We start from the raw sequence: 2,381 nt of genomic DNA, 5'->3' as shown, positions 1-2,381 counted from the left end.
AGCGCGGCCGCAGGTCGCTCCAGCGCGGCGCATCGATGCCGGCCTGGCCGGCCGCGTCGAGCAGTTCGTCGACGGCGCCGCGCAGCCGCGCCGCGGCCAGGGCGGCGCCGGCCTGCTGCGCCACGCCCTCGACGAGCTCGAGGTCGAACTCGGTCAGCAGCGGTCCGGGCTGGCGGCTGTCGGCGTAGATCGCGCCGAGCAGTTCCGCGCCGAAGACCACCGGCACGCAGACCAGCGCGCGGATGCCGCCGAGCACGACGCTCGGCCGCGCGCCGAGCCACGGCGAATCGGAGGTGTCGCAGCAGATCACGCTGCGCCGGTCGGCCAGGCAGCGCTGCAGCGCGCCCGCGCTGCCGGCGAACGCGCTCGCGGCCAGGTCGTCGCCGCGCAGTCCCTGCGCCGCGCGCACGCGCAGGTCGTCCGGCGCCGCGCCGTAGAGCACGAAGCCGCGCTCGAGCTGCGACAGCTCCAGCACCGCGTCGAGCGCATGACGCAGCAGCGCATCGGTCCCGGCGACCTGATGCAGCTGCTGCGACAGCGCGCGCGAGGTCGAACGGCGCACCTCGGCATAGGCTGCCGCGTCGCGCGCGGTCTCGGCATCGAGCGGCTCCAGCCAGCAGTAGACGTCGCCGATCGCGAACCAGGCCGGCGAGCTCAGATGCGCTTCGGACACGAGCCGTCCGTCGACGCGCAGGCCGTTCTTGCTGCCGACGTCGACGAGCCGCCAGCCCTCGGCGCCGCCGAGGATTTCCGCGTGCCGGCGCGACACCGACGCGTGATCGAGCTGCAGCTCGCTGGTGTCGCTGCGGCCGACGCCGTAGCGGCGGCCGTCGTCGAGCACGCGCACGACGACGGCGCGATCCGGTGGGTAGGCGCTGAACCGCGCGGGCATCGGGTATCGCTTTCCTCAGGGACCGCCGTTGAGACGGACGATGCTGTAGCGCAGCGAGCGGGCGAGTCCGTCGAGATCGCCCGCATCGTTGACGAGATCGCGCTGCGCGCGCCAGACGTTCGGAATGTTCGTGCCGGCCTCCTGGTCCACGCGCAGGATGAACAGGTCGATCTGCACGATCGCTGCGGCGTAGTTCAGCGACAGCAGCGCGAGCTGCACGTTGTTGAGCAGGCCGGTCAGCTCCAGCCGCAGCACGTTGTTGAGGATCGCGGCGACCAGGCGCAGCTCCAGGTCGACGAGCTTGCCGAGCGCGATGACCGGCAGGCCGAGCACGGTTTCCGCGCGCGTGTCCTTGATCAGCATGAACTGCGAGAAGCCGCCGCTGCGGCCGCGGCCGCGCACGCTGCCGTTGAGCACGTCGGACGTCATGTCGGCGAACGCGCCGCTCAGCGGCGCCTTGAACACTCGGTACGGCGTGTCCGGCGTGAACGTGAGCGCGTGCGTGTGGATCTCGAAATCGTAGGCGTTGACGAAGCGCAGGCTGGACTCGCTGCCGTCGTCGAGCTGCAGGCCCGACGCGAAGATGCGGTCGGTGATCGGGACCGGCTCCACCGTGATCAGCACCGGGAACGCCGGATCGATGGCCGTGCCCGACGGCAGCCGCGAGACCAGCGCCGGATCGGCCGGGCTGACCAGCATCGCAGTCAGGTTCAGGCTCTGCGCGGTCAGGTTGACGGGACTGTCGAAGACGATCGTGACTTCGCCGGTGTAGGTCTGCAGGCCGTCGACGAGGCTGATGTCGGCATGGGCGACGTTGCCGTTGATCGTGACGACCACCTGTGCCTGGGCCACGCCGACCGGCAGCAGCAGGCACAGGAGCAGCGCGGCCAGCCAATGCCGGACTCCACGCATCCACGTCTTCATCGGTCGCCCCCTTCACCGCCCGGCCGCAGGCCGCTGCGAACTTGCGTGCAATCTAGCGACGCAGGGCGGCGTTGAACAGCGAAAACCTGCAACGATTATTGGCCCGACAGACACTTGGGCAATATTTTCCGACGAATCTGAGGAGTTTCCCCGGGTGTCAGCCGGTGTCGGCCTCGGGGCCGGCCGGCGCATGCACGCGCCAGAGCGCATGCCCCGAGGCGCGGTATTTCGCCTCGAACGGCGACAGCGCAGCGGCGCCGTCCTCGTCCAGACCGTCGAGCTGCGAGGGCCGGCCGGCCAGACCGAGCGCGACGGTCCACTCCTCGGCGTAGACCTGCCAGTTCGTGCGCAGTTCGATAGCCCCGCCGCCGGCGAGCAGGGCCGGCAGCACCGGATGCGCCGGCCAGCGCCGCTGCACGTGCTCGGGCCTGGGCCAGGGATTCGGATACAGCAGGTACTGGGCGGAAAAACGCCAGCCGGCCGCCGCCGCGAGCAGCCAGAAATCCACGAGGTCGCAGCGCAGCAGCCGCGCGTTGGCCGGCGCGCCGGGCGCGGCCAGCGCGCG

Annotated in this window: 3 protein-coding genes; all 3 read right to left on the bottom strand. The window is 71.3% G+C overall.

From position 1 onward, the window contains the following. Positions 1-892 (bottom strand): GAF domain-containing protein (locus NON22_RS23195; RefSeq protein WP_257389358.1); only part of this gene is annotated, 892 nt, incomplete at its 3' end. A gap of 15 nt (positions 893-907) precedes the next feature. Further along, positions 908-1,804, bottom strand: coding sequence for a DUF6689 family protein (locus NON22_RS23190; protein ID WP_257389357.1), 897 nt, complete (start codon positions 1,802-1,804; stop codon positions 908-910). Between the two features lie 169 nt (positions 1,805-1,973). Beyond that, positions 1,974-2,381, bottom strand: a 408-nt coding sequence (locus tag NON22_RS23185) for a class I SAM-dependent methyltransferase (RefSeq protein WP_257389356.1), incomplete at its 5' end; no start/stop codon positions are given.

The sequence above is a fragment of the Tahibacter caeni genome (genome assembly GCF_024609805.1).
Taxonomy (GTDB): Bacteria; Pseudomonadota; Gammaproteobacteria; order Xanthomonadales; family Rhodanobacteraceae; genus Tahibacter; species Tahibacter caeni.
This window is presented reverse-complemented; position numbering and strand designations above follow the sequence as displayed.